We start from the raw sequence: 19,509 nt of genomic DNA, 5'->3' as shown, positions 1-19,509 counted from the left end.
TCAGGGCCGCGCGGTCTCCTGACGCACGGTGTCCGTGCCGCTACCGACGGCCGAACGCTGGGCGGCCGGGGCCGGGGTCGGGGCCGGGGTCGGGGCGTCCGTGGTCTGGTGCAGACCGGGCACGCGGTCCTCGATGACGAAGGTCGCCCGGGTGTGCGCGGCGGCGCCCGGCGTGCTCACGTATGGCAGCACTCGGAAGTCGGCGGTCATCGTGTCCGCCGTGATCCGGGTGCGGACGTAACCGCGCTGGTTGTTGTAGAAGCGCAGGTGCGGGTTCCAGGCGGTCCACGGGTGCACCGCCGGCGTGCTGTCGGCGCCGTTGCCGCCCGAGGTGATCGACGAGCAGACCAACTCGGTGCCGACCGTGCGGCCGGTCGGGTCCTGGTAATCGAGCTTCAGGTCGTCGGCCCAGTGCGCGTGCACATCGCCGGTCAGCACGACCGGGTTCCGCACGCCGGCGTCCACCCAGCCGCGGGTGATCCGCTCGCGGCTGGCGGCATAGCCGTCCCAGGAGTCCATGCTGGTCACCACGGCCGGGCCGGAGTTGTTGTCCCGCTGGCCGAAGAAGACCTGCTGGCCCAGCACGTCCCAGCGGGCGGTCGACCGGCGGAAACCGTCGAGCAGCCACCGCTCCTGCTCGGCGCCGGTGATCGAGCGCGCCGGGTCATCGGCGTCGGCACAGTCCTTGTAGCCGTCGCCGCAGGCCTGGTCGTCGCGGAACTGGCGGGTGTCGAGCAGGTGGAAGGTGGCCAGCCGACCCCACCGGATCCGCCGGTAGAGCTGCATGTCGATGCCGCGCGGGATCGAAGTGCGGCGCAACGGCATGTTCTCGTAGTAGGCCTGGAAGGCCGCGGCCCGCCGGGCCAGGAAGTTCGGGTCGGGCTGTTCGGGCGTCTCGTCCGCCCAGTTGTTCTCGACCTCGTGGTCGTCGAAGATTACGGCCCACGGCGCGACGGCGTGGGCGGCTTGCAGCTCGGCGTCCGCCTTGTACTGGGCGTGCCGCTGGCGGTAGTTGGCGAGCGTGACGGTCTCGGGGCCGAGGTGGTCGCGCGGGTTGCCGCCGGGGATGACGTATTCCCCGGCCTTGTATTCGTACTGGTAATCGCCGAGGTGCAGGATCAGATCCGGCTCGTCCTCGGCGAGACGACGGTAGGCGGTGAAGTAGCCGTGCTCGTACTGCGAGCAGGACACGAAAGACATGGCCAGGTTGCCGCTCAGCGTCCCGGGCGACGGCGCCGTGCGGGTGCGAGCGGTCCGGGAGACATAGCGCTCAGCCCGGAAACGGTAGAAGTATTCGCGCCCGGCGAGCAGGTGGGTGAGTTCGACGTGGACCGTGTGCGCGGAGGCGGCCCGGGCGACCGCCACACCCCGGCGCACCACGCGCCGGAAGCGGTCGTCCACCGCGATTTCCCAATCGACCGGGACATCGCGGGCCGGCATGCCACCGAGCCCGTCCTCGGCGAGCGGGGTCGGCGCGAGCCGGGTCCAGATCACGAAGCCGTCCGGCTCCGGATCGCCGGAGGCGACGCCGAGCGTGAACGGATCGGACCGCAACGGCCCACGATAGGTCGTCGCGGCGGCGGACAGCGGCAGAGTGGTGGCCGCGCCCACGGCGCCGACGACCGCGGAGCTGAGCAGCAGGGTGCGTCTCGAGAGAGGCATGCGGGCAGCCTCGCGGCCATAGATGGCCGTAAATCGCGGGCTGCCTTACACGCCGCCGAACCCCTGGTGTTCAGAGAGTTACGCGGTGTGCGGAGGTGTAGACGTTCATGGTGGCGCCGCGCAGAAAGCCGACCAGCGTCATGCCGGCCTCATCGGCCAGCTCCGCCGCCAGGGTGCTCGGCGCCGACACGGCCGCGAGCAGCGGAACACCGGCCATCCACGCCTTCTGGGTCAGCTCGAAACTGGCCCGGCCGGACACCAGCAGCAGGTGACCGGCGAGCGGCAGCCGGCCGTCGCGCACGGCCCAGCCGATCACCTTGTCGACCGCGTTGTGCCGGCCCACGTCCTCGCGCAGCACCAGCATCTCCCCGGCCGCCGTGAACAGGCCGGCCGCGTGCAGGCCACCGGTGCGCTCGAAAGTGCGCTGCGCGGCGCGCAGCCGGTCGGGCAGCATGGCCAGCGTGCCGGCCGGCACGGCCATCGGGTCGCCGGCCACGTCGAACTGCGAGCGGGTGCGTACGGCGTCGATGCTCGCCTTCCCGCACACCCCGCAGGAGCTGGTCGTGTAGAAGTTGCGGCTCGGGTCGGTGACCGGCGGCGGCACGTCCGGGCCGAGCGTCACGTCGACCACGTTGTAGGTGTTCGGGGTGTCAGTTCCCGCGCACAGCTGGGCGGTCACCACATCGCCGGCGGAGCTGATGATCCCCTCGGTGAGCAGAAAGCCGATGGTGAGATCGATGTCCTGTCCGGGAGTGCGCATCGTCACCGCGAGCGGCTGCTTGCGCAGGCGGATCTCGAGCGGCTCCTCGGCGGCGAGGTCATCGGGACCGCGTCGGGGTGCGCCGGTGGTGTCGAGGTTGATTTTGAGGACCGGTCGCCGGGTCGACGTGCGCGCCATCCGCCGAGCCTATGCCCGGAAAGGCCGAATAAGAGGGGCGAGAATGCGACCGACCGATAGTGATCCACGACCGCGAAGTGAGCGCGCGGTCACGCTCGACACGCGCTCGGGATACGGTACGTACGTGGGAGGGTTTGCGGCGGTGGTGCTGGCCGGTGGTGCGGCACGGCGGATGGGCGGCGCGGACAAGCCGATGGTGCCTGTCGGCGGTCAGTCCATGCTGACCCGTGTCCTGGCCGCGGTGCATGACGCCGATCCGCGGATCGTCGTCGGCCCGGTGCCGCCCAACCTGCCCGTTCCCGTGCACTCGACCCGGGAGCAGCCGCCCGGCAGCGGCCCGGTCGCGGCCACTGCGGCCGGTCTCGCGCTGGTGCCCGAGCACGTCACGTTCACCGCGCTGCTCGCCGCCGATCTGCCACTGCTGACCGGCGAGGCGATCGACGTGCTGCGGCTGACCGCCGAGTCGGCGCCGATGCAGGGCGCGGTCTATCGCGACGCCGAGGGCCGGCGGCAGATGCTGTGCGGGGTGTGGCGGACCGCGGCGTTGCGTTCCGCGCTGGCCCGGCTCGAGGAGGAGCGCGGCGATCTGAACGGGGCCTCCATCCGGGAACTGATGAACCATCTGCGGGTGGCCGAGGTGTCGTGGCGCCGGCCGGGCCCGCCGCCGTGGTTCGACTGCGACACCGACGACGACCTCAGGACCGCCGAGGAGTGGGCTCGATGACCGCCCCGGGGCCGGGCCGAGGCTGATGATCGACCGGCGCCGGAGGATCAAGCGATGAGCGATCTGGACGCCTGGGTCGAGGCGGCCGGCGCGGAGTTGGGCCTGGACGCGTCCGACGTGCCGGTCAAGGCGGTGCTCGACATGGCCCGTGATGTCGCGCACGGTGTGGTGCGCCCGGGGGCGCCGGTCACGGCGTACCTCATGGGGCTCGCGGTGGGACGCGGAGCGGACGCCGCGGAGGTCGCCGAACGTCTTTCTCGGCTTGCGGTCTCGTGGTCGAAACCCACCCCCTGAAGTCTCTCGATAGGGTGGCGGGGATGGAGGTGCGATCATGACGGTAGACAGCGCCGCGGGCGAGTCGAACGACAACAGCATCCTGCTCGACGAGCCGACCACGGCCGACCTGCGGGGGAAGGTGACCGAGGCCTGGCGGGAGTTTGCGGGCGCGCTGGCCGCGTTGCTGCCGACGCTCGCGCCGGGCTCGCATATCGACCTGACACTCGACCCGACCGCTTCGGGCACGGGGCTTGCCGTCTATTCGGTGAGCATCCGGGTGCTGCCGGACGGCGTGATCGAAGCGCTCGCCGTCGGCAACGCCGAGCTGCCCGACGGCTATCGGATGGATCGCGCCGCGGTCGCCGACCTGGTCGCGCTCGGCTGGTCACCGCCGGGAGTGCTGCCGGGCTCGGGCGACTCGTTCGGCCTGCGCTCGTCGCAGGACAAGGCGGCCACCCTGGCCACGATCGTCACCCGCACGCTGCGTGACGTCCATGGGGCGCCGCATCCGGCCTTCCTGGTCTACCTCGCGCACGACGAGGAGGACGAGCCGATCGAGACGGCGCCGCTGGGCTCCGCGCGGCACGAGCCGGGCATCGGCGAAGGGCTCGACCTCGACGATCTCGATGAGGACGGGGCGTTGTCGGCGGCGCTGGCGTCGGCGGCCGACGAGGTGGTGCCGCTCGAGGAGCGGGTGCGCACGGTGGTGGCCACCATGACGAAGACGCCGGTCGACCAGCTGCAGGTGGATGCGGACGGTGATGTCGGCATCCGGGCCGGATCGGCGATGGTGTTCGTCCGGGTGCGGGAGAACCCGCCGCTCGTGGATGTCTTCTCGCCGATTCTGACCGAGGTCGAGCCGACCGAGGATCTCTACGTCAAGCTGTCCGAGCTGACCAACCGCATGCCGATCGGCCGTCTCTACTGCGCTAAAGACACGGTGTGGGCGTCGATCCCGGTCTTCGGCCGGAATTTCCAGGCCACCCACCTGATGCTCGCCGTGCAGGTGATGACCGGCCTGGCCGACGAGCTGGACGACCGGTTGCACGGCGAGTTCGGCGGCAAGCGCTTCTTCGGTGAGGGTGACAAGCCGACCCCGGCGAAGCAGCCGGACGACGATCACCCCCGCACGGGCATGTACCTCTAGAAACTCACGGTCGCCAGGGTGTCCAGGGTGGACACGCTGGCGACCTGAAGGCCGTTCTCGCGCAGCGTCCACAGGTCGTCGCCGATGACCAGCGATCGGCTCACGTCGCCGCTGATCCGGCCGGCGGCCTGCAACTGGCCGTCTTCGACGCGATAGGCGAGCGCGCCCTGGGCCGAGCCCTTGACCGGCACGACGAGCAGCTTCGCCGCCGGCCACCACAGAAGCGCGTGCGGATCCCATTCGGCCGCCGACACCGAGTTCGCGACCACCTGCGAAGCCAGCCGCCGCGGGTTCGCCGGATCTTCGACATCAAAGAGCGAAACCAGCATTCCTTGCCGTACGCCCTGGGTGCTGGCCTCTTGGCCGATGCCGATCAGCAGGTTGTCGCCGACCGGTTGAAGGTGTGCCGAATAGCCGGTGATCTTCAGTTCGCCGGTGACACGAGGGGCGGTCCAGTCGCTGAGGTCGAGGCTGTAGAGCGGATCGGTCTGGCGGAAGGTCACCACATAGCCACGGTCCCCGATGAACCGTACGGCGTAGATCCGCTCCCCTCGGCCGAGCCCGCCGACCTTCCCGGCCTGCACCAGATCGCCGCCGTGGTTCTCCAGAATGCGTACCGCCGAATCGTTCTTCGCGGTGGTGGCGACCCGCAGCCGGCCGTCCCATTCGGACATCGAGTACTGGTTGAGCAGCGTCCCCGCAATCGTGCCGGCGCCGATGAGGACCGGCTTGCCGGTGTTCGGCAGGGAGAACTGGAAGATTTCGGTGCCCAGCGCCTCGGCCCCGGGCAGCGCATTGAACCGCCGGCTCGGGTCATTGGCGATGTAGAGAGTGGACGGCGTCCCGTAGACGATCTCGCCGTCGGCGACCACCCCGACCGGATCACCATCGGTGAGCGCCGACGCGCCCAGATCGAAGGTGAGCAGGGAAAGCATGGCGGCCCCGGAGAACGACTTGGGCCGGCGGACCGCGCCGCAGTCGAGCCGTCCCTCGGAGACGGCCGTGCCGGTGGTGACCTGCCACGACGGCAACCAGGCGTCGATCGGGGCGGCGCCCACCGCCTTCTTGTTCTCGCGCAGCAGTGCGTCGTCGCCGGTCGCCGTCATCGGGAACTTGATCGACGGGATGGAGCTGAGCACTATCCGGGCGATGCTGCCGGTCTGCCGGGCGTCGACAACCCGCCCGATGCTCCGGTATCGGCTGAGAATCTTCGGCGGCCCGGCCAGATCGACCAGGACCAGGTCGACGTCCCCGCTCGCCGGTAGGAGCCCGGGACGGATCCGGCCCGCGTACGTCCGCCCGGTGGTGAGAACCAGCGCATGATCGCCGGACAGCAACAGTTGGGAGCCGGGGGCACCGAGCGCGAGGCTGCCGGTCAGTGATCGGGTTGCCGGGTCGATCACCCGCAGCATCCCGCGGTCGACGGTGACGATCCGTCGCCCGTCGGTCTTGACGATGTCCGGCTCGTCGGCGCCCTGCTCGTGCACGTTGGTGCCGGAGTACGGCACGGGGGCGATGGACACCTCGGCCCGCCCGGTCATCGACGCCGCCTCGGGAACCGGCGCGGTCAGCCCATAGGTGGCGACGCTGCGCTGGGTCGCGGCCCGCAACTCGGACAGCAGGCGATCGCAGGAGTCGAACGCGACGAGGCTGAGCTGCGGCCGAGCCGGCGGGGCGGTCGGGGCGGGAAGCTCGGTGGGCGTGGCGGCGGTGCAGCCCGCGAGAGTCAAGGCGGTGCAGCCCGCGAGAGTGAAGGCAACGGCGGAGAGCAGGTTGCGACGGCGCATGTGCGCTTGGACGCTATCCCGGGATGGTCGGTTCCGGTGCGGGCGCGACGGTCGGGGTCTCGACCAGCCGGGACAGCACGATCATGCTGCGGGTGGAGGTGACGAACGATTCCGCCCGCAGTCGTTCCAAGGCCTGCTCGAGGTGCCCGATGTCGGCGGCCCGCAGGTGCACGAGCGCGTCGGCCTGCCCGGACACCGTGTAGGCGCCGACCACCTCCGGATGCCGCCGGGTGGCCACCGTGATCTGGGCCGGAGTGGTGCGCCCGGTGCAGAACAGCTCGACGAACGCCTCGGTGGTCCAGCCCACCGCAGCCGGGTCGATGACCGCGGTGAATCCCTTGATGATCCCGACGGACCGGAGCCGATCGACCCGCCGCTTCACCGCCGGGGCGGAGAGCGCGACCTTGGACCCTATCTCCGCGTACGACGCACGTGCATCGGCGACCAGCAACGCAATGATTCGCTGATCAACGGCGTCCATCTGCAACGATTCGCTCCTACCGCACAAGATTTATCGCTGTTTCGTACGGCCGAGCCTACCTACGCTTTACCTCATGAGCCAGACGGAGCGCTTGCCGCGAAACCGGACATATCTCATGTGTCCACCGGAGCATTTCACGGTCGAGTACGCCATCAACCCGTGGATGGACACCACCGTCCCGGTCGATGCGACGCTGGCCGTCAAGCAATGGGACCTCCTGCGCACCACTCTTGTCGATCTCGGGCACACCGTGCACGTGCTCGACCCGGTGGCCGGCCTGCCCGACATGGTCTACGCGGCCAACGGCGCGTTCTCGGTCGACGGCACCGTCTACGGCGCGCGGTTCCGCTACCCGCAGCGCGCCGACGAAGCGCTAGCTCATCGTGATTTTTACGAAATGTCGGACTGGCGCTATCAGGCCGCAGAACACGTCAATGAGGGTGAGGGCGACTTCGCCTACCTCCCTGCAGCGCACGGCGGCTTGATCCTGGCCGGCTACGGCTTCCGGACAGATACAAAGGCGCACGCCGAGGCCCAGGAGATGCTCGGTCGCCCGGTCGTCTCGCTCCGCCTGATCGACCCGGCCTTCTACCACCTGGACACGGCCCTGGCCCCGCTCGACGACCACAACGTCACCTACTACCCGGAGGCGTTCTCGGCGTCCTCGCGGCGGGTGCTCGCCCAGCTCTTCCCGGACGCGGTGCTCGCCGACCGGGCCGATGCCGAGGCGTTCGGGCTCAATCTGGTCAGTGATGGTCGTCACGTCGTCCTGAACACCGAGGCGCTCGCCATGGGCGAGAAGGTGCGCGCGGCCGGCTACCACCCGGTGCACGTCGAGCTGACCGAGCTCAAGCGCGGCGGCGGCAGCGTCAAGTGCGCGGTGGCGGAACTGCGCCCCTGAGGCACCCACTGGGACGCGTGCGGGAAGATGGAACGCATGACCGACGACAATCGCACCGCGGAGAGTCAGGAAGACGGCTCCGTCATCGTGGTCGGGCCCGATGGCCGCCCCATGGGCACGGTCGAGCCGGACGGCACGCTCACCCCGGAGGAGCCGGGCAACCTGATCGAGCAGCCCGCCAAGGTCATGCGGATCGGCAGCATGATCAAGCAGCTGCTCGAGGAGGTGCGCGCCGCCCCGCTGGACGAGGCGAGCCGCGGCCGGCTCCGCGAGATTCACAAGCGGTCGATCGTCGAGCTCGAAGACGGCCTCGCCCCCGAGCTGCGTGATGAGCTGGAGCGGTTGTCGTTGCCGTTCGAGGGCGAGACCCCGCCGAGCGAGTCCGAGCTGCGGATCGCCCAGGCCCAGCTGGTGGGTTGGCTCGAGGGTCTCTTCCACGGCATCCAGGCCGCGCTGGTCGCCCAGCAGATGGCGGCCCGGCTCCAGCTCGAGCAGATGCGCGGCGGTGGCAGCGGCCGGCCGGCGCTCCCGATGGGTCGCATGCCGGGCATGCCCGGGCAGCCGCAGAACCCCGACGCCGGCCCGACCGGGCAATATCTCTAGATCTAGAGGTCGAAGGTGTCGCTCAGATAGCGCGCGACCCCGTCCTCGTCGTTCGTGAGTCCCACCTCGTCGGCCACCGCGCGGACGGCGGGGTGGGCGTTGCCCATCGCCACCCCGTGACCGACCCAGGCCAGCATCGGGATGTCGTTGGGCATGTCGCCGAAGGCCAGCACGTCGCTCGCCTCGACGTCGGAAAGGCCGCACAGCCAGGCCAGCCCGGCCGCCTTGGTCACCCCGGCGGCGGAGATCTCCACCAACGCGCTGCTCGACGAGTGCGTGACCGTGGCCATCTCGCCGAGCAGGCCGCTGACCAGCTCATAGAACTCGTCCGCCCCGTGGTTGGCCGAGCGCACCAGCAGCTTCACCGCCGGCACCGAGGTCAGCTCCTCCGGTGTGGCGATGGCGCGGACGGAGTGATCTTTCGTCGCCCAGCGCAGCGGCCACGCCTCTTCGTGCCAGAAGGACCGGCCCTCGTCGACCTCGACGGCCAGCGTGATGTCGGGAACGGCCTCGCGAAGCTTCTTGGTCACGCCGATCAGGATTTCCGGCTCGAACGACGAGGCCCGCAGCACCTGGTCGGTGCCGGGGTCGTAGACGACCGCGCCGTTGGCGCAGATCGCCGGCATCGGCTCCGGCATCTGGTCGTAGAGCTGCCGGAGCCAGCGGACCGGGCGGCCGGTCACCAGCACGAAAGGCACGGGCAGGGCGTGGATCACGTCGAGGGTGCGCTTGCTCAGCGTGCCGTCGGTGCGGATCAGGGTGCCGTCGATATCTGAGGCGACAAGTCGATATTGGTGCATCACCTCGACAGTAACTTGTCGAGATAGACCGCGACCCCGTCCTCATCGTTGGACAAGGTCACCTCGTCGGCCACTGCCATCAGAGTCGGATGGGCGTTGGCGACCGCGACCCGGCTCCACCCGGCCCAGGCGAACATCGGCAGGTCGTTGGGCATGTCACCGAAGACCAGCACGTCACTCGGGTCGACGCCGACCGCCTCGGCGACCACCGACAACCCGGTGCCCTTGTCGACGTTGGCCGGGCAGATCTCCACGTAGTCGAGCCCGGCCTGAGTGACCGATGCCACGTGCGGCGGCACGATCCGCCGGGCCACCGCGAGGAGGTCGTCCACGTGGTAGTCGAACGACCGGGCGAACGCCTTGATCACGTCGCCGCCGAGACACTCGGCCCGCTCCCGCCGCTCCACCACCACCGGGTAGCGCCAGGTCGGGTCGTAATCGCCCCACAGCGGGGAATCATCGTGCTCGAGCGCCTCCACCATCACCGACAGCCGGCCGACCTCGGCCTCGATGTCGGTCAGCACCTTGGCCAGGGTCGGTCCGGGGAGCCGGGAACGGAGCAGATAGGTCGACTCGGCCTGGTCGAGCACCCAGCCGCCCTGGGCCAGCACCAGGAAGTCGGCCACCCGGATGTCGTTGCGGGTGAGCGACGTCAGGCGCGGCCCACGGCCGGTGGCGCCGACGATCCGGATGCCGGCCGCCCGGACGCGTTCGAGAACCTCATGGGTGTACGCGGACACGGCGTCATCGCTGCGCACCAGTGTGCCGTCGAGATCCGTCGCGATCAGCTTGGGGAGTCCAGGCTTGACCATCGGTCACCTCCGGGGGTGGGGCTTACCCCCGCGGAGGGCGGAAGGAAAACGTTACACCCGCGCAGCTAGCTGCGACTATGACTTCTGGTGACCGGCTGGTGTATTAGCCGTTAGCGGGCGGGTTCGAAGACATCACGACCGCCGAGGTACGGCTGAAGCGCCTTCGGCACCCGCACCGAACCGTCCGGCTGCTGGTGGTTCTCGAGGATCGGAATCAGCCAGCGGGTGGTGGCGAGCGTCCCGTTCAGCGTGGCCGCGGTCTGCGGTTTGCCGTCGGCGTCGCGGTAACGGATGTTGAGCCGCCGCGCCTGGAACGTCGTGCAGTTCGACGTCGAGGTGACCTCGCGGTAGCGCTCCTGCGACGGCACCCAGGCCTCGCAGTCGAACTTCCGCGACGCGCTTGAACCGAGGTCGCCGGCCGCCACGTCGATGACCCGGTAGGGGATCTCGACCTTGGCGAGCATCTCCTCCTCCATGGCCAGCAGCTTCTGGTGCTCCTCGAGAGCCTGCTCCGGCTTGCAGAACGAGAACATCTCGACCTTGTCGAACTGGTGCACCCGTAGGATGCCGCGCACGTCCTTGCCGTACGACCCGGCCTCCCGGCGGAAACACGACGACCAGCCGGCATAGCGCGCCGGTCCGGCTTCGAGATCCAGGATCTCGCCCGAGTGGTACGCCGCGAGCGCGACCTCCGACGTGCCGACCAGATAGAGATCGTCGGCCTCGAGACGGTAGACCTCGCTGGCGTGGGCGCCGAGGAAGCCGGTGCCCTCCATCGACTCCGGCTTCACCATGGCCGGCGTGATCGACGGGGTGAAGCCGTGCTCCACCGCCTGGTTGATCGCCATCTGCAGCATGCCGAGCTGGAGCAGCGCGCCCACCCCGGTGAGGAAGTAGAACCGCGAGCCCGACACCTTGGCGCCGCGCTCGGTGTCGATCGCCCGGAGCGCCTCACCGATCTCGAGGTGGTCCTTCGGGTTCTCGATGACCGGGCGGTCGCCGACCTCGCGGATCACCACGAAGTCGTCCTCGCCGCCCGGCGGCACGCCGTCCTGCACGATGTTGGGCACCGCGAGCTGGGCCTGGCGCAACGCGTCGTCGGCGGCCGAGTTCGCGGCCGAGGCCGCCTTGACCTCGCCGGCCAGCTCCTTGGTGCGCGTCAGCAGCGCGGCCTTCTCGTCGCCGGAGGCCCTCGGCACCTGCTTGCTCAGCGAATTCTGCTCGGCCCGGAGCGCCTCGAACCGCTGGGTCGAGGCCCGGCGCTCCTCGTCGGCACGCAGCAACGAGTCCACCAACTCGGTGGACTCGCCGCGCAGTCGCTGGCTGGCTCGGATCAGCTCGGGGTCCTCGCGGAGCAGGCGCAGGTCAATCACGATTGTCGAGCCTACCGGCGAGCCCGCCCGGTCTTCACCCGGCCGTCCTTATCTGGAGATTGGCCCTTCGGGTCCCGATCGGCTGGACTTGTCGAGGTTGGCGGTGAGTGGTGTGAACGGCTTGGCCGGCCCGACGGTGAGCTCGAGCGGCTCGTCGACCGCCTGCGGCTCATCGTCGGTGGTGGCCCGGCGCCAGGCCCAGGCGTCCGGCGAAGGCGACGAAGCCAGGTAGAGCGCGAGCATCGCGAGAAGCACGCCGGCCGCCGCGCACCAGAGACCGCGGCCGTAACCGAAGTCGACCTGGCTGGGCTCGGTGTAGAGCTCGGGCACCACCCGGCTCTGACCGCCGAGCGAGACCGAGATCGCGAAGAGCATCCCGGCCAGGGTGCCGCCGACGCTGAGCCCGCTGAGCCGCATCCACCGGCGGGCCGCCGGTGGGCCGAACATGGTCAGCACCACGGCGGCGACCAGCGGAAACAGGCCGACCAGGAAGGCGCCGCCGAGCTCGCCGACGTCGGTGACGTTGGTCGGGACCACGCGATCGCCGAACTCGTCACCCGAGCCCAGCATGGCGGCGTCCACCGTGGTGACCTGCCACTCGGAGACGATCGACGCGAGCAGGGCGACCGCGGCGAGCGCCGCGGTCAGCGGGACCACCCGCCGGTCGGCGATCAGGTTCCGGCCGAAGCCGGACACCATCCAGCGGCGCAGGCGGGAGGGGCCGAACTCGACCACCGTCTCGGCCGGCGACGGGTCGAGATCGATCGGCTGATGCTCGGGGGGCATGTGAACCATGATGGCCCGTGCCCGGTCGCCCGGCCACCGGCCGTCCGATGGACTAGCGTTTCCAGCATGCCTATTCGTACTGCTACGGCCCACTGGGATGGGAACCTCACCGACGGTTCCGGCACGATCAAGACCGGTAAGGGCGGTTACCAGGGGAACTACTCGTTAAAGTCGCGCTTCGAAGAGGGCGAGGGGACGAACCCGGAGGAGCTGATCGCCGCCGCGCACTCCGGCTGCTTCTCGATGGCGTTCTCGAAGGCGCTCGCCGACGCGGGCTACACCGGCACCTCGGTGGAGACCGTGGCCAAGCTCCACTTCGACAAGACCGACGCCGGTTTCAGCGTCACCCGCATCGACCTGGAGACCGTCGGCACCGTGCCCGGCATCGACGACTCCGAGTTCCAGAAGATCGCGGTGGCCGCGAAGGAGGGCTGCCCGATCTCGCGGCTGCTCGCCCCGGGCACCGAGATCACGCTCTCCGCGAAGCTCGCCTGATTTCACGATCAACTCGCCGATGCGGGCAGGGGTAGCTGTCGGATCCCTGACCGCATCGGCAGCACCGACAAGCCCGCGCACGTGACGCACAATGGTCGTTGTGCCGGTCGAGATGAGTCGCGAGCGTTTCGAAGAACTCGTCGGCGAGGCGCTCGACGAGGTGCCGGTCGAGTTGCTGTCGATGATGAACAACGTGGTCTTCATGGTCGAGGACGCGCCCCCGGACGGCAGCGATGACCTGCTCGGACTCTATGAGGGCACGGCGCTGACCGACCGGGGCTGGGATTATGCCGGCGTGCTGCCCGACCGGATCACTATCTATCGCCTGGCGACGCTGAAGGTCTGCGACACCGAGACGGACGTCATCGACGAGGTCGCGATCACCGTCGTGCACGAGATCGCCCACCACTTCGGCATCGACGACCACCGTTTGCACGAGCTGGGCTGGGGCTAACAGCTCACGCAAACCCTTGGTGAGTGGTCCTACCCTGATGCCACACCGCACACAGGAGGACATTCACATGCGCAGCGAGCTCTTTTCGGCCGAGAACCTCGAGAAGGAGTCGGCCCAGCCCGGGTTGCGGTTGCAGAATTCCAAGCTGCTCAAGGCCGAGCTGAACGGCGAGTTCATGGCTCGCCAGGGCTCGATGGTCGCGTACCAGGGGAATGTTCAGTTCGAGGCGCTCGGTTCCGGTGGCATCGGCAAGTTCATCAAGTCGAAGCTCACCGGCGAGGGCGTGCCGCTGATGAAGGTCCGCGGCACCGGCGATGTCTTCCTCGCCGACAAGGCCGCCGACGTCCACCTCATCGACCTGGAGCCGGGCGACGCCCTCTCCATCAACGGGACGAACGTGCTGGCGTTCGACTCGACCCTCGACTACGACATCAAGATGGTCGGCGGCGCGGGCATGATGTCCAACTCCGGCCTGTTCAACTGCGTCTTCAGCGGTCACGGCCGGATCGCGGTCACCACCAAGGGCACCCCGGTGGTGCTCTCGGTCGACCAGCCGACTTATGTCGACCCGCAGGCCGCGATCTGCTGGTCGGCGAACCTGCAGACCGGTTACCACCGGGCCGAGCAGCTCGGCCTGGGCACGCTGCTGGGCCGCACCACCGGCGAGCGTTTCACGATGAGCTTCGCCGGCCAGGGCTTCGTGGTCGTGCAGCCGTCCGAGGAGCCCCCGGGCGGCCTGGCCGGCGCCGGCGGCGGCCAGCAGTCCGGCCAGGGCGGCGGCCTGCTGGGCAACCTGCTCGGGAATTAAGACTCAGACCTCGCCGGCTCGGAGGCGTGCCAGCCACGCGGCCGAGTCGGCGAAGTCGGCGTCGGAGAGGCCCGGCGGGGACGCGACCGGTTCCTCCCGGGTCAGCCGGTGCCGGGGATAGCTGCCGAGGAAGCGCACCACGGCGCAGACCCGGCGCAGACCCTTCAGGGCCTCGCCCATCCTGGTCTCGGCCACGTGGCCGGTGCAGTCGAGGAAGAAGACGTAGGTTCCGAGCTGCTCGCCGGTCGGCCGGGACTCGATGCGGGAGAGGTTGATCCCGCGGACGGACAGCTCGGTGAGCACCGACAGCAGCGCCCCGACCTGGTCGTGCCGGATGGAGAGGGCCAGCGACGTGACGTCGTCGCCGGTCGGCTCGGTCGCCGGGCCGGGCCGGGTCAGCAGGGCGAACCGGGTGACCGCGTCGGCGTGGTCGGCGACCTTGTCGGCCAGCACGGTCAGGCCGTTGCGCGGCACCCCGATCGGCGCGCACAGCGCCGCGTCGAACTCGCCGGCGGCCGCGGCGATGGCGGCGGCCGCGTTGGAGAGCACGTCGACCACCACGGCGTCGGGCAGGTGCGCGAGCAGCCAGTTGCGGCACTGAGCGGACGCCTGCGGGTGCGCGGCAACGGTGCGGATCTGGGCAAGCGGTGTGCGCGAACGGGCAGCCAGCACGAACTCGACCGGCAGCAGGATCTCCCGGGTGATCGTCAGCGGGCTGCCGCTGGCCAGCTCGTCCAGGGTGACCGGGATGGCACCGCCTACCGAGTTCTCCAGCGGGACGAGCGCCGCGTCGGCGTCACCGCTGCGCACCGCCTCGAGCGCTTCGGGCACGCTGCGGGCCGGCATGCGCAGGCCGCGCTCGGCGGCAGGCAGCGTGCGCAATGCGGCCTCGGTGAAGGTTCCCTCGGGACCGAGGTAGACGAAACGGGTCGGCGGCGTTCCCGGCATTCCGCGATTGTAGGCGTCGGCCGGGTCAGGAGCCGCAGGCCAGCACCCGGATGCCGGGTGGCGCCGAGGTCACCACGACGTCGATGCACACCTCGGAGCCGGCCGCGACCACCGCGAGCGTGGTGCCCTTGCCGGTGGTCACCACCATCAGCGGCTCGAGCTGGTCGGCGCTCTCCCCGACGACCTCGACCGTGCTGAACGACCAGTCACCGGAGCAGTACGGCCCGTCGGCGACCTTCATGGTCTTGTTCGGCACGCCGGCGCTCCCCTTGATCTTGGCGAGGATCTCGGCGTTGGTGGGCGAGCCGACGCACCGGCTCGCATGCGACGGCGTCGGTGTCGCCGGAACGGTCTCCGGGCCGAGCGTGGTGACGACCGCCGTCGGAAACGTATAGGTCGGGTATGCCGCCGGTGGGGCAACGGTGCCCCCGGGCAGCGGCTGCTGGGTGGGCAGACCGATCACCGTCGGGGCGAGCGAAATGGGCGCCGCGCTGGGGCTCGCATAGAGCGGCGGCGATTTGAGCGGCGGCTTGGGCGGCGTGCCGCAGGCGCTGAGCAGCAGCAGAGCGCCAAGGGGAATCAGCAGTGTGCGGGGGGACACGCGGACATGGTAGGCGTGTCCGGCTCAGGAGGCGATGCGGTGTCCGGCGGCGGTGAGGGTGTCCACCGCTTCGCTCAGCCGCACGGCCGGCACGAGCAGATAGTCCGTCGTGTAGGTGGAGAAGGTCACGATGTTGACCCGGGCATCCGCGAGGGGCCCGATCAGCGAGGCCAGCACGCCGGTCAGGGCCAGGTCGAGCGGGCCGACCACGCGCAGACAACGCCAGGCCGTGTCGACCGTCGCGTCTTCCGGCACCCGGTCGGCCGGGCAGATGATCGACAGCTCGTCGGGCGCCCAGCTGAGCGAGATGACGCCCTTGTCGTCCGGACCCGCGGCCAGCGAAGCCGGGATCGGTGAGCCGGCCGGCAGCCGACACACCGCGTACTCCTCCGGTAGCAGATCTAGATCAAGCATGAGGGCAGACTACGTTTCCGGATCAGTCCTTGCCCAACGTCTGCGGGTGCGGCAAACGCCACACGTCAGCGCACGGGTGAGAAGAACGTCAGCGAACCGGCCACCCGGTCGTTGTGCAGCAGCGGCGTCGAGATCGCATCGATGGTCAGCGGAGGTTCGTCGGGGCCGGGCACCACGCGCATCAGGCCGCGGGCCAGGCGCTCGCTGCGGATGGCCAGCAGCGGCGGGATCTTGTCGGCATCGGTCTCGTCGAGCTCGGCCGCCCCGGCCGTGAAGTCGATGAGGCGGATGGTGTTGAGCGGCTGCCCGATCACCTCGACCGGTTTGCCGAGCCCGAACAGCTCGCTGCACGAGGCTGACAGCGCCAGGATGTTCGCGTCGGTGTCGATCACCAGGCACGGCTCGGCGGCCTCGGCCACCGTCGACGTCCAGCGGTCGACACTCGGGACGAACTCGGCCTCGGCCGGTGTCCGCGCCTGGGGCACGAACGCTCCCGAGAGGGAGAGCTCGATGTGACCCACCCGGTCCTCCTCGCTCCTTCGGATCAGGAAGTCGACGCCGCGCCGGAGCGCGACGTCAACTTCCCGACTGCACAGAAGGAACGTTACCGGCGTGCCGGACGCTTGTCAGCGGCCGTTTGTCCGTCTGGGTGCCACCGGTAGTCGCCGGCCGGGCGATAGGGCGCGTTTGCCCAGGTCCCCGGGTGATGGGCGACAGCTGAAAGCTTGCTGGCGGTCGCCGGCGAGATGCGCGCGCCCCCCGCGATGAGCAGCCGATCGAGCTCCTTGTCCGTCGAGACGAGGACCTCCTTCGGCAGACCGTGCACGCTGATCACGCCGGAGCCGACGAATGTCAGCACGGGGGTGACCGGCACGCTGAGGCCGACCGCGGCGGAAAGTGCCTTGCTGGCGCGGCGGGCTTCCCGGCGGGCCTCGGCGATGTACGCCGGGCGCTTGCCGTTGATCTGCACGACGTCGCCCGCGATGAGCACTCGGGCGCGACCGTGATCAGCCACGGTCACCGCGTAGATGCCACCGGGACCGATGGCGAGGAAGCCGGCACGATCGTCGGCGAGGTCGGGCTCGTAGGCGCCCTGCGCGTCGGTGCGCGGCCAGTCCACGATGTGCCAGTTGGGGCCGAGACGATCGAGGCGGGTCAGCGCGCGAGCGCCGGCGGCTTCGAGTCGGCGGGCGTCACGATCGGCGCGACGACGACGGGCCCACTCGGCGGGCGACGGGCGTGCCGCCGGGTCGAGCGAGGATGGTGGTGGCGCAACGGGACGTTCGAGTGTGGGTAGCGCCTTCGTAGGGACGGGCAGAGCATGACGCGGGAAGACAGTCACTGCGACCTCCGGCAAAAGGTCTCTTCGGGCTCTCTTTTCACTACCGTACGTGTACGACCCCACACGGAGGCAAGACATAGCGGCAAAAGAGGAGCGAGTGAGTGGGGATGAATGCCGCATTCACGCACCAATTTTTCTTGCGGATGGTGCATCGCGGCAACGTCTCCCCGGTTTAGGCAGCTTCAAGACAAAGTTAGCCTTGCCTACGCTCTCGCGCACCGATGTCTCATGATCTAGTCAGAACGTCAGCGTTCGAATGCGAGGAGTACCGGGGTGAACTACGTCGACAGTGAGGTCAGCCCACTGCGTACGGTCCTGCTGCACCGGCCGGGCGCCGAACTTGCCCGCCTGACTCCGCGCAACAACGACTCGCTCCTGTTCGACGGTATCCCGTGGGTCGGCCGGGCGCAGGACGAGCACGACCGCTTCGCCGACGCTCTGCGTGAGCGCGGCGTCGAGGTGCTCTACCTCGCCGAGCTGCTCACCGAGACCCTGGCCGTGCCGGAGGCCCGGGCGGAGCTCACCCAGGCGGTGCTCGACGACCGCCGGCTCGGCGACACCCTGCGCGACTCGGTCGGCCGTTACCTGGCCGACCAGGACCCGCGCCGGCTCGCCGACGTGCTGATGGCCGGGCTCGCTCACCAGGAGCTGAAGCCCGGGCCGGGCGGCCTGGTCTACGAGCTGATGGACGACCACGACTTCATCATCGACCCGCTGCCCAACCTGCTGTTCACCCGCGACTCGTCGGTGTGGGTGCGCGACCGGGTGGCGGTGACCAGCCTGGCCATGCCGGCCCGGCAGCGGGAGACCACGCTCACCCGGGCCATCTACTCCCACCACCCGCGCTTCGCCGGGGTGGAACTGCTCTACGACCCGTCGCTCGAGCACGTCGAGGGCGGCGATGTGCTGGTGCTGGCGCCCGAGGTGCTGGCCATCGGGGTCGGCGAGCGCACCACTCCGGCCGGGGCCGAGCGGCTGGCCCGGCGGATCTTCGAGGCGGGGCTGGCGCACACCATCCTGGCGGTGCCGATCGCCCAGGAGCGGGCCACCATGCATCTCGACACCGTGTGCACCATGGTCGACAAGGATGCGGTGGTGATGTACCCGAATGTCGCCGACACGCTGCGGGCGTACACCGTCAAGTCGGATGGCGGCGAGCCGCGGGCCCTGGCCCCGCGCCCGTTCCTCGAGGCCGCCGCCGAGGCGATGGGCATCGAGCGGCTCCGCGTGATCGACACCGGCCTCGACCCGGTCACCGCCGAGCGCGAGCAGTGGGACGACGGCAACAACACCCTGGCGATCGCGCCGCGGCTGTGCGTCGCCTACGAGCGCAACATCGAGACGAACGCGCAGCTCGAACGGGCCGGCATCGAAGTCGTGCGGATCAGCGGGTCGGAGCTGGGCAGCGGCCGCGGCGGTCCACGGTGCATGAGCTGCCCGATCGAGCGCGCGCCGCTGGTCAGCTGACGGTCACCTCGGAGACGACGAGCGAAGGCACCGGCACGCCGTCCACCAGGTCGGCTTTGTCCGGAAAATCAAAGACCGCAAGCTCCAGTTGTACGGGGTAAGAGGGCGCCTGATCGACGCGCTTCACGTGTGCGCCGTCGACCGTGAAGTCCAGCGAACCGGCGCGCCATTCCACGGCGTACACGTGGAACTCGGAAACGTCGATCGGAAGATCGACCACCGACCAGTCCTCGGTCAAGGACGGGTCGCGGAAGCGGTGCAACCCCATCCCGATGCCCTGCGGGCGGCTGCCGAAGACTTCCATCACGCAGATCTCGCCGGAGTGTTCGGGCACGTCCTCGACGCCGGAGAGCCAGAACGCGACCATCGACCGCGGCGTGATCACTCCGCGCATCCGGATCTCGATGTGCCCGTAACGCGGAGTGCATCCCCAGAACTCCGGCTGCTCCTCTTGGACGGTCTGGCCGTCGAGGAACGGCTGGCCGCCGATCGTGCTGCCGACCGGGCCGGCGAAGTTGGCGCTCTGGATGCCGGACACCCGCAGCGGCGTCGGGTGCACTCCCGCCGCCCATAATCCCTGGTCAGCTGGGATGCTCAACCGCAGCTCCCCGCCACCGACCTGGTAGGTGGCCGCCGACTTGGCACGTGAACTCCAGTGCGGCAGGTACCAGGGCGCCCAGACGGAGCGGTCCAACTCGTCCGCCTCGAACCGCTCCGTGAGCATCGTCGG

At 69.7% G+C, this 19,509-nt stretch carries 23 protein-coding genes; 9 read left to right on the top strand and 14 right to left on the bottom strand.

All coding sequences use genetic code 11. The annotated features are described in order from the left end of the window. Together AB0E90_RS37440 and fdhD are read right to left on the bottom strand one after the other, a co-directional pair. Window positions 1–1,662: an alkaline phosphatase D family protein gene (locus AB0E90_RS37440; RefSeq protein WP_360416498.1), complete on the bottom strand. Its 1,662-nt coding sequence runs from the start codon at window positions 1,660–1,662 to the stop codon at window positions 1–3. A gap of 70 nt (window positions 1,663–1,732) precedes the next feature. Then, window positions 1,733–2,560, bottom strand: coding sequence for a formate dehydrogenase accessory sulfurtransferase FdhD (gene fdhD / locus AB0E90_RS37435; RefSeq protein WP_360416496.1), 828 nt, complete (start codon window positions 2,558–2,560; stop codon window positions 1,733–1,735). Window positions 2,561–2,684: 124 nt separating this feature from the next. On the opposite strand from fdhD, the gene AB0E90_RS37430 reads away from it, so the two are divergent. Genes AB0E90_RS37430 through AB0E90_RS37420 form a run of 3 tightly spaced genes read left to right on the top strand, consistent with a single transcriptional unit; the run spans window position 2,685 to window position 4,707 of the window. Then, the gene (locus tag AB0E90_RS37430; RefSeq protein ID WP_360416493.1) at window positions 2,685–3,284 is read left to right on the top strand and encodes an NTP transferase domain-containing protein; all 600 of its coding nucleotides are present in this window, start codon (window positions 2,685–2,687) and stop codon (window positions 3,282–3,284) included. Between the two features lie 54 nt (window positions 3,285–3,338). Continuing rightward, a complete protein-coding gene (locus AB0E90_RS37425) occupies window positions 3,339–3,578 on the top strand; it encodes a DUF6457 domain-containing protein (RefSeq protein WP_360416491.1) in 240 nt (79 codons plus the stop codon). 37 nt (window positions 3,579–3,615) lie between these two features. Next, the gene (locus AB0E90_RS37420; RefSeq protein WP_360416489.1) at window positions 3,616–4,707 is read left to right on the top strand and encodes a hypothetical protein; all 1,092 of its coding nucleotides are present in this window, start codon (window positions 3,616–3,618) and stop codon (window positions 4,705–4,707) included. On the opposite strand, the gene AB0E90_RS37415 is transcribed toward AB0E90_RS37420, so the two are convergent. Further along, window positions 4,704–6,494, bottom strand: coding sequence for a beta-propeller domain-containing protein (locus tag AB0E90_RS37415; RefSeq protein ID WP_360416487.1), 1,791 nt, complete (start codon window positions 6,492–6,494; stop codon window positions 4,704–4,706). The two genes, AB0E90_RS37420 and AB0E90_RS37415, sit on opposite strands and share 4 nt — an antisense overlap. 13 nt (window positions 6,495–6,507) lie before the next feature. Continuing rightward, window positions 6,508–6,981, bottom strand: a complete 474-nt coding sequence (locus AB0E90_RS37410) for an Lrp/AsnC family transcriptional regulator (protein ID WP_360416485.1) — start codon at window positions 6,979–6,981, stop codon at window positions 6,508–6,510. 67 nt (window positions 6,982–7,048) lie between these two features. Here AB0E90_RS37410 and ddaH point away from each other — a divergent pair, with 67 nt between their 5' ends. Together ddaH and AB0E90_RS37400 are read left to right on the top strand one after the other, a co-directional pair. Then, window positions 7,049–7,876 carry a dimethylargininase gene (gene ddaH, locus AB0E90_RS37405; protein WP_360416483.1) on the top strand — a complete coding sequence of 276 codons (828 nt, stop codon included), beginning with the start codon at window positions 7,049–7,051 and terminating at the stop codon, window positions 7,874–7,876. A gap of 36 nt (window positions 7,877–7,912) precedes the next feature. Further along, entirely contained in the window at window positions 7,913–8,479 is a 567-nt protein-coding gene (locus AB0E90_RS37400) for a bacterial proteasome activator family protein (RefSeq protein ID WP_360416481.1), read from the top strand. Window positions 8,480–8,481: 2 nt separating this feature from the next. Here the strand turns inward: AB0E90_RS37400 and AB0E90_RS37395 are convergent, their stop codons facing one another. The 4 genes from AB0E90_RS37395 to AB0E90_RS37380 form a co-directional block, all read right to left on the bottom strand. After that, entirely contained in the window at window positions 8,482–9,279 is a 798-nt protein-coding gene (locus AB0E90_RS37395; RefSeq protein WP_360416479.1) for an HAD family hydrolase, read from the bottom strand. Further along, on the bottom strand, window positions 9,279–10,091 hold the full coding sequence (locus AB0E90_RS37390; RefSeq protein ID WP_360416477.1) for an HAD-IIB family hydrolase: 813 nt from the start codon (window positions 10,089–10,091) through the stop codon (window positions 9,279–9,281). Before AB0E90_RS37390 ends, AB0E90_RS37395 begins: the two co-directional genes overlap by 1 nt. Before the next feature lie 110 nt (window positions 10,092–10,201). Next, the gene (serS, locus tag AB0E90_RS37385; RefSeq protein ID WP_360416475.1) at window positions 10,202–11,464 is read right to left on the bottom strand and encodes a serine--tRNA ligase; all 1,263 of its coding nucleotides are present in this window, start codon (window positions 11,462–11,464) and stop codon (window positions 10,202–10,204) included. 48 nt (window positions 11,465–11,512) lie between these two features. Then, window positions 11,513–12,250 carry a hypothetical protein gene (locus AB0E90_RS37380; protein ID WP_360416473.1) on the bottom strand — a complete coding sequence of 246 codons (738 nt, stop codon included), beginning with the start codon at window positions 12,248–12,250 and terminating at the stop codon, window positions 11,513–11,515. A gap of 66 nt (window positions 12,251–12,316) precedes the next feature. On the opposite strand from AB0E90_RS37380, the gene AB0E90_RS37375 reads away from it, so the two are divergent. From AB0E90_RS37375 to AB0E90_RS37365, 3 genes are all read left to right on the top strand, one after another. Then, window positions 12,317–12,745, top strand: a complete 429-nt coding sequence (locus AB0E90_RS37375; RefSeq protein WP_360416471.1) for an OsmC family protein — start codon at window positions 12,317–12,319, stop codon at window positions 12,743–12,745. A gap of 91 nt (window positions 12,746–12,836) precedes the next feature. Then, window positions 12,837–13,199 carry a metallopeptidase family protein gene (locus tag AB0E90_RS37370; protein WP_360416469.1) on the top strand — a complete coding sequence of 121 codons (363 nt, stop codon included), beginning with the start codon at window positions 12,837–12,839 and terminating at the stop codon, window positions 13,197–13,199. A 67-nt stretch (window positions 13,200–13,266) separates the two neighbouring features. Then, on the top strand, window positions 13,267–14,007 hold the full coding sequence (locus tag AB0E90_RS37365; protein ID WP_360416467.1) for an AIM24 family protein: 741 nt from the start codon (window positions 13,267–13,269) through the stop codon (window positions 14,005–14,007). A 3-nt stretch (window positions 14,008–14,010) separates the two neighbouring features. On the opposite strand, the gene pheA is transcribed toward AB0E90_RS37365, so the two are convergent. The 5 genes from pheA to AB0E90_RS37340 form a co-directional block, all read right to left on the bottom strand. After that, a complete protein-coding gene (pheA, locus tag AB0E90_RS37360; RefSeq protein ID WP_360416465.1) occupies window positions 14,011–14,955 on the bottom strand; it encodes a prephenate dehydratase in 945 nt (314 codons plus the stop codon). A 25-nt stretch (window positions 14,956–14,980) separates the two neighbouring features. Further along, on the bottom strand, window positions 14,981–15,556 hold the full coding sequence (locus AB0E90_RS37355) for a hypothetical protein (RefSeq protein ID WP_360416463.1): 576 nt from the start codon (window positions 15,554–15,556) through the stop codon (window positions 14,981–14,983). A 24-nt stretch (window positions 15,557–15,580) separates the two neighbouring features. Then, window positions 15,581–15,970: an ACT domain-containing protein gene (locus AB0E90_RS37350; protein WP_360416461.1), complete on the bottom strand. Its 390-nt coding sequence runs from the start codon at window positions 15,968–15,970 to the stop codon at window positions 15,581–15,583. Window positions 15,971–16,035: 65 nt separating this feature from the next. Continuing rightward, window positions 16,036–16,491, bottom strand: coding sequence for a hypothetical protein (locus AB0E90_RS37345; protein ID WP_360416459.1), 456 nt, complete (start codon window positions 16,489–16,491; stop codon window positions 16,036–16,038). 83 nt (window positions 16,492–16,574) lie between these two features. Then, window positions 16,575–17,312: a hypothetical protein gene (locus AB0E90_RS37340; protein WP_360416457.1), complete on the bottom strand. Its 738-nt coding sequence runs from the start codon at window positions 17,310–17,312 to the stop codon at window positions 16,575–16,577. A 273-nt stretch (window positions 17,313–17,585) separates the two neighbouring features. Between AB0E90_RS37340 and AB0E90_RS37335 the strand changes: the two genes are divergently transcribed. Further along, window positions 17,586–18,779 (top strand): arginine deiminase, encoded by a 1,194-nt coding sequence (locus AB0E90_RS37335; RefSeq protein ID WP_360416455.1) that lies wholly within the window; start codon window positions 17,586–17,588, stop codon window positions 18,777–18,779. Here AB0E90_RS37335 and AB0E90_RS37330 read toward each other — a convergent pair. Further along, complete coding sequence (locus AB0E90_RS37330; RefSeq protein ID WP_360416453.1) at window positions 18,772–19,503, bottom strand: glycoside hydrolase family 16 protein; 732 nt, start codon at window positions 19,501–19,503, stop codon at window positions 18,772–18,774. The genes AB0E90_RS37335 and AB0E90_RS37330 overlap by 8 nt on opposite strands. Window positions 19,504–19,509: the final 6 nt, after the last annotated feature.

The sequence above is a fragment of the Actinoplanes sp. NPDC026619 genome (assembly GCF_040638295.1).
In the GTDB taxonomy this organism is placed as follows: Bacteria; Actinomycetota; Actinomycetes; order Mycobacteriales; family Micromonosporaceae; genus Actinoplanes.
The sequence above is the reverse complement of the archived record's forward strand: the minus strand, read 5'-3'. Positions and strand labels throughout refer to the sequence as shown.